8 protein-coding genes and 1 pseudogene are annotated in these 6,327 nt (G+C 72.3%); all 9 read right to left on the bottom strand.

The features are described 5' to 3' along the window. Positions 1-608 (bottom strand): annotated as a pseudogene (locus I5E_RS12755) (EscN/YscN/HrcN family type III secretion system ATPase); the annotation flags it as partial. Then, positions 605-1,240 carry a FliH/SctL family protein gene (locus I5E_RS12750; RefSeq protein ID WP_148286962.1) on the bottom strand — a complete coding sequence of 212 codons (636 nt, stop codon included), beginning with the start codon at positions 1,238-1,240 and terminating at the stop codon, positions 605-607. The pseudogene I5E_RS12755 and the gene I5E_RS12750, both read right to left, overlap by 4 nt. Beyond that, positions 1,233-2,282 (bottom strand): flagellar motor switch protein FliG, encoded by a 1,050-nt coding sequence (fliG, locus tag I5E_RS12745; RefSeq protein WP_022907324.1) that lies wholly within the window; start codon positions 2,280-2,282, stop codon positions 1,233-1,235. Before fliG ends, I5E_RS12750 begins: the two co-directional genes overlap by 8 nt. Beyond that, positions 2,279-3,940, bottom strand: a complete 1,662-nt coding sequence (fliF, locus tag I5E_RS12740) for a flagellar basal-body MS-ring/collar protein FliF (protein WP_022907323.1) — start codon at positions 3,938-3,940, stop codon at positions 2,279-2,281. The genes fliG and fliF overlap by 4 nt, the downstream gene beginning before the upstream one ends. Further along, entirely contained in the window at positions 3,940-4,293 is a 354-nt protein-coding gene (fliE, locus tag I5E_RS12735; RefSeq protein ID WP_022907322.1) for a flagellar hook-basal body complex protein FliE, read from the bottom strand. Before fliE ends, fliF begins: the two co-directional genes overlap by 1 nt. Then, positions 4,293-4,688: a flagellar basal body rod protein FlgC gene (locus tag I5E_RS12730; protein ID WP_022907321.1), complete on the bottom strand. Its 396-nt coding sequence runs from the start codon at positions 4,686-4,688 to the stop codon at positions 4,293-4,295. The genes fliE and I5E_RS12730 overlap by 1 nt, the downstream gene beginning before the upstream one ends. Then, positions 4,685-5,029: a flagellar basal body rod protein FlgB gene (locus I5E_RS12725; protein WP_022907320.1), complete on the bottom strand. Its 345-nt coding sequence runs from the start codon at positions 5,027-5,029 to the stop codon at positions 4,685-4,687. The genes I5E_RS12730 and I5E_RS12725 overlap by 4 nt, the downstream gene beginning before the upstream one ends. 577 nt (positions 5,030-5,606) lie before the next feature. Continuing rightward, entirely contained in the window at positions 5,607-5,891 is a 285-nt protein-coding gene (locus I5E_RS21755; RefSeq protein WP_148286961.1) for a hypothetical protein, read from the bottom strand. Next, the coding region (fliS, locus tag I5E_RS12715) for a flagellar export chaperone FliS (protein ID WP_022907318.1) at positions 5,881-6,327 on the bottom strand (447 nt) is incomplete at its 5' end. The genes I5E_RS21755 and fliS, both read right to left, overlap by 11 nt.

Here is a 6,327-nt window from a genome sequence, read left to right as displayed (position 1 = left end):
GTCACGCTCCCGACGAGCGCGATGACGTTGACGGCGGCGTCGCTCCCCCTGGCGATCATCGACAGCAGCGAGGACTTGCCGACGCCGGAGCCCGCGAACAGGCCCATGCGCTGCCCGCGCCCGACCGTGGTGAGGGTGTCGAGCACGCGGACGCCGAGCTGCATCGGGGTGTCGATGCGCGTCCGCGCCATCGCGTTCGGCGTCTCGTGGTCGAGCGGCACCCACGCGACCGGCTCGCCGCCGACCCCGACGAGCGGACCGCGGTCGTCGATCGGCCGTCCGAGCCCGTCGAGCACGCGCCCGAACAGTCCCGTGCCGGTCGGCACGAGCACCGGTCGACCGGTGGGCCGGGCGGGCGTGCCGGCGGTCACACCGGTGAGGCGGGCGAGCGGCATGCAGCGGACGCCGGAGGCGTCGGTCGCGACGACCTCGACGAGCGTCTGCTGTGCACCCTCGGCGCCCACCGAGACGACCTCACCGACGTGCGCGTCGAGTCCGGCGATCGTGAGGCCGAGGCCGACGGCGCTCGTGACGACCCCGACGCGCTGCGGAGCGGCCTGCCGGAGTGCCTCGTCGAGCCCGCGGGGGCGCAGGAGCGTCGCGGTCACGGTGCCACCCCCAGCGCCGTGCGGGCGCGGTCGAGCGCCGTGGCGATCCGCGCGTCGAGCAACCCGTCCGGCAGGTCGACGACGGCGTCGCCGTCGACGAGCGACGGGTCGGCGACGACCGGGACCGGCAGGTCCAGGTCGGCGACGCGCGCGGCGTCCGCGACGCTCAGTCGGACGGCAACGGCGACCGTGCGGTCGACGGACGCGAGCGCCCGCTCGACGGTCGCCTGCGCGCCCGGGACGACCCGCGCCTCCCGTCCGTCACCGGCGGCGTCCGCGGTTCGGGAGGCGCGGACGGCGTACCCGACGACGGCTTCGGCCAGGTCGACGGCGGCGACCGCGACCGACTGCTCGGCCTGGTCGAGGACCGGCGCGACGTGCGACAGCATCGCGTTCGTCGCGGCGTCGAGGACCGCGATGCGGCGCGCGGTGTCGGCCTGCATCGAGGCGGCGCGGGCCGCGTGCTCGGACTCGAGCCGGGCGCGCAACGCCGCCGTCTCGGCCTGCGCCTGCCGGAGTCCGGCGGCGTACCCGGCAGCGTGCCCGCGCACGTCGGCGCTCGACGCGCGCGCGCTCGCAGCGGAGTCCCCGATCACCGGGAACGCGACGCGCTGGACCACGGACTCAGTCAACGAGCTCGTCCTCCTCGGCGCGGTGGACCGTGATGACGCCCTGCGCCTCGAGCTCGCGGACGGACCGCACGACCTCGGCGCGGGCCTCCTCGACCTGCGAGACCCGGACGGGGCCCATGGCCTGCAGCTCGTCGTCGAGCAGCTCGCGGTTGCGCTCGGACACGTTCGCGCGGATCGTCTCGACGACCGGCGCGGCGGCACCCTTCATCGCGGTCGCGAGGAGCTTCGAGTCGATGCCGCGGAGCACCTGTTGGATGTCGCGGGACTCGAGCTTGACGATGTCCTCGAAGGTGAGCATCCGCGAGCGGATGTCCTCGGCGAGCTCCGGGTCGCGCGCCTCGAGCCCGTCGAGGACGGCCTTCTCGGTGGCGACGTCCGAGCGGTTGATGATGTCGACGAGCGGGGCGATGCCGCCGACGACCTCGACGCTCTCGCGCGGGGACACCACGGCGCCGGCGCGCTGCCGGAGGACGCCGGCGACGATCCCGACGGCCTCCGGGGTCGCACTCCCCATGGTCGCGAACGCCTGGGCGACGTCGGTGCGGGCGCGCTCGTCGACCCCGGCGAGCACGGCGCTGGCCTGCGCGGGCTTCAGGTGCGCGAGGACGAGGGCGATGGTCTGCGGGAGCTCCCCCTCGAGGAGCGTGACGACCTGCCCGGGCTCGGCGTCGTCGAGGAAGTCGAAGGACTGCCCCGCGAGGTTCGAGGCGAGTCGGTCCATGACGCCGGCGGCGCGCTCGGCACCGAACGACGCCTCGAGGAGCCCGAGGGCGGTCTCCTTGCCGCCGCGCTTCTGCGTGCGGCCGCTCAGCGTCATCCGGTGGAACTCGGTGAGGGTGCGGTCGACGACGATGTCCTCGACGCGGCGCATCCGGACGATCTCGGCGGAGATCTCCTCGGCCTCGATCTCGGTGAACTGCTTCATCACCTCGGCCGCGCGCTCGGTCTCCATCTGCATGAGGATGAGCGCGACCTTCTGCGCGCCGGTCAGGGCACGGTCGCCCGCGCCGGTCCCGCCGGCGCTCGGCACGAGCGCGCTCACACCGGTGCCCGGTCGTCGAGGAGTCCGCGGAGGAGCTCGGCCGTGCGCTTCGGGTCCCGCTCGGCGAGCGCGGAGATGTCCTGTCGACGCCGTTCGGCGCTGATCTCCTCGCTGGTGAGGACCTCGGTGGGCGAGTCGTCGTGCGGGATGGTCGGCAGCGCGACGGTCGGGGCGTCCCCGGCCTGCAGGGGGCTTCGGTCCGCGCCGTCCACGGCGAGCGGGAGCTGGAAGGTCTCACCCGAGAACGCGTCGAGCTCGCCGAGGTCGACCGCCTCGCGCTCCTGCTTCCGGCTGCGGCGCGCGAGGAAGACGATGATCGCGACGAGGGCGAGGAGCGCCCCCACGACGATGCCGGCGGTGCGGATCGACGACCACAGGGCCTCCTGCTGGTCGGCCTGCTGCTGGGCCTCGAGCGCCTTCGTCGCCTTGTCGGCGGCGCTGGTGTCGAAGTCCATCATCGCCACGCGGACCTGGTCGCCGCGGGTCTGGTCGACGCCGGCGGCCGCGGCCACGAGGTCGTTGATGCTCTGCAGGTTCGCGTTCTGCACGGCGTTCGCCTTCGAGTTCAGGGCGACCGAGATCGTCTGCCGCGAGAGGCCGCCGGCCGGCAGCTGCGTCGTCTCGGTGGTGTGGTCGACGGCGTTGTTCTTCGTCGCCGACTCGTTCGTGTACCCGTCCGTGCCGGAGCTCGCCGTGCCGTTCGGCACCGCGATGTTGTCCGGACCGAGCACGCCCGTCGCCCCCGAGGACGCGCCGGACCCCGAGCCGTACTGCTCGGTCGAGGACGACTCGTTCAGGGCCACCGGGCCGGTCGTCGGCGTCGTGTACGACTCCGAGGTCCGCGTGCCGGAGTTCTGGTTCATGGTCGCGGACACCACGACGCTGGCGTTCCCGGCGCCGAGGGTCGTGTCGAGCAGGTCCTGGATCTTCTTGCTCGTCGCGGCGTCGTAGTCGGCCGCCTGGTCGGCCCCGCTGCCGGTCGCGCCGGTGCCGACGGCGGAGAGCGTCTGGCCCTTCGCGTCGACGACCGAGACGTCGGTCGGCTGCATGCCCTCGACGGCGGCGCTCGTGAGGTGCACGATCGCCTGGACCTGGTCGGTGGACAGCTCGGCGCCGTTCTTCGTGGCGATGAACACCGACGCGGTCGGGTCCTTCTCCTCGGACACGAACACGGTCTTCTCCGGGATCGCGAGCTGCACCGTCGCGGTCTGGACGCCGTCCATCGCGCCGATGGTCTTCGCGAGCTCGCCCTCCATCGCGCGCTTGTAGGTGACGTCCTGCTGGAACTCGGAGCTCGTCACGCCCATCTTGTCGAGCAGCGAGTAGCCGCCCTCGTTCGACGCCGGCAGCCCGTTCGACGCGGCCTTGAGGCGCTCGGAGTACACCGAGCCCTGCGGGACGAGGATCGTCGCGCCGCCGTCGGTGAGCTGGAACGGCACACCGTCGGTGGTGAGCTGGTCGGTGACGCTCGCCGCGTCGGCCGCCGCCAGGCCGGTGAACAGCGGCGCGTAGGACGCCTTGCCGAGCCAGCTCGCGAGCGCGATGCCGCCGAGCACGAGCGCGGCGATGACGAGGATCGCGATGGTCCGCTGGGCGGCGCTGAAGCCCTTGACGTAGGCGGCGAGACGTCCGAAGAGGTCCTTGACGGCGACGGGCATCAGGCCTGCATCCTCATGATCTCGTTGAAGGCGTCGACGCCCTTGTTCCGGACGGCGGAGACGAGCTCGAGCGTGACCTGCGCGCGGGTGGCGGCGATCGTCGCGTCGTGGATGTCGTCGAGGTTGCCGGTGACGGCCTTCAGGGCGAGGGTCTTCGAGTCGCTCTGCAGCTGCTGCAGGCCGTCGACGGCGTTGCCGAGGCTGGCGGCGAACCCGCTGCCGTCGGACGTCGCGCCGGCGGTCGCGACTCCGCTGGTCGCGCTCGTGCCGACGTCGCTGGACGTGCCGCTCAGGCTCGTCATCGCGTTCGTCATCGCGTTGGTGGTCACACCGTTCACGGCGTCGATGGGCATCAGTTCTTCCCGATCTGCAGGGCCGCCTCGTAGGCGGTCTTCGCGCGGTCGACCACGGCGGCGTTCGCCTGGTAGCCCCGCTGGGCCATGATGAGGTCCGCCATCTGCGTGCCGAGGTCGATGTCCGGCATGCGGACGTAGCCCTCCGCGTTCGCGAGCGGGTTGTCCGGGTCGTAGGTCACCCGGCCGGCGGCACTGCCGAACGCGGCACCCTTGACGTAGGCGCCGGAGACGCCGTTGCCCTCCTGGACCTCGACGTAGCGGGCCTGGAAGGCGGTGTCGTCCATCGACTTCACGGTGTTGACGTTCGCGATGTTGTCGGACACGGCGTCGAGCCACTTGCGGTGCACGGTCATGCCGGTGCTCGCGATGCCGATCGCGTCGAACGTGGTCACGAGGTGGTCCGCATCGCTGCACGGACGCTGGTGAGCTCGGAGTTCATCGCCTGCGTCGCGAACTGGTACCGCAGCACGGTGTCGATGTTCGAGAGCGTCTCCTCGTCGAGGTTGACGTTGTTCCCGTTCGTGTTGGTCGGCTCGAGGCTCCGCGCGACGGTCGGCGTGGTGGCGCCGTTCCCGTCGACGATCGACTTCGCGAGGGCGTCCTCGAACTGGACCTTCTCGGCGTGGTAGTTCGGCGTGTTGATGTTGGCGATGTTGTTCGCGATCACCTTCTGCCGCATCGACAGGCCGTCGAGCGCACTCTGCAGTGCGACGCTCGTCACGGAATCGAACACGGTGGACCGTCCCCTCGGTGTGCGCGCCACCCCCTGGTGACGTCGCGCGATGGCGGTGGCCGATCCGTGGCCGAACTGGTGAGCGATCCGTGCTCACCGGGCGCTGTCGGCCGGGCCGTGGGGCGCGTTAGGGGTCGCCCCGAACGGGGGGCGGGTGGGGGCGGGCGGGCGAGCCGACTCGTTACGACAACGCCGATGTCGTACGACGTCGGTCATGTCGCCGGTTGCGCACGCGCACTGTTGCCCGCGCCTCCGAGCGACAACCCCGATGTCGTACGACGTCGGTCATGTCGCCGGTTGCACGCGCGCACTGTTGCCCGCGCCCGAACTTGCACGCGCGCCCGAACGACACAGCCGTCGTCGTACGACACCGACAACGTCACCCGTTGCACACGCCCGAACTTGCATGCGCGCCCGAACGACACAGCCGACGTCGTACGACACCGACAACGTCACCCGTTGCACACGCCGGAACTTGCACGCGCGCCCGAACGACACAGCCGACGTCGTACGACGTCGATGTTGTCGTTCTGGGTCGGACGGCCCCGACCGCGCGCCGCGTCCGGCCCGCGCGGCCTCATGCCGAGGCGTCGAGGTACACCGAGCCCCGCGGCTCCCGCGTCGCGTCCACCGCACGGAGCGCACCGAGGTGGTCGAGCGTCGCCCGGCGGTCCCCCTCGAGCGTCGCGATCCGGTCGCGCTGCGCGGCGAGCAGCCGGGAGGCGCGCCCCACCAGCTCCCGCGGCACCGGTCCCAGCCCGCTCGGCTCGGACCACGGCGCGTGGCCGTCCGCCGTCAGGTCGGCTTCGAACGCCTGGAGCACGGCCTCCCACGCGGCACGGCGTTCCGCGTCAGGCGACACCGAGCGCTCCACCGGTCGGCTGCTGCACCGCGGTCGCTGCCGGGATCGCCGCGGCGGCCTCGTGCCACGACTGCCGCAGCGGCTCGAGGATCCGGATGCAGTCGCGGGTCGCCTGGACGTCCCGGTGCACGTTCGCGGTGATGAGCGACGTCGACGCGTAGTTGTAGATCGCGAGCAGTCCCTCGCCGCCGTCCCACACGTCGATCTTCAGCGTCGATGACAGCTCGCCGACGATGGCCTGCGCGTGCAGGAGCTGCTCGCGGGCGGCCTCCCAGTCGGCGGTCGTCTGTGCGGCCTCGGCGCGGTGCAGGTCGAGCAGCAGCCGGTCGTAGAGCATCGTGACGAGCTGCGCCGGCGTCGCCGACAGGACGGCCTCGTTCGTGTACTGCGCACGGCGCTGGTCCGTGACGGTGCGGGGCTGGGCCGCCGCCGGAAG

The organism is Curtobacterium sp. B18 (assembly GCF_000333375.1).
GTDB lineage: Bacteria > Actinomycetota > Actinomycetes > Actinomycetales > Microbacteriaceae > Curtobacterium.
The sequence above is the reverse complement of the archived record's forward strand: the minus strand, read 5'-3'. Positions and strand labels throughout refer to the sequence as shown.

Bases quoted from the DNA above. Each gene is read 5' to 3' on its own strand.
- fliF (WP_022907323.1), bottom strand. From the start codon at position 3,940: ATGCCCGTCGCCGTCAAGGACCTCTTCGGACGTCTCGCCGCCTACGTC.
- fliE (WP_022907322.1), bottom strand. From the start codon at position 4,293: ATGCCCATCGACGCCGTGAACGGTGTGACCACCAACGCGATGACGAAC.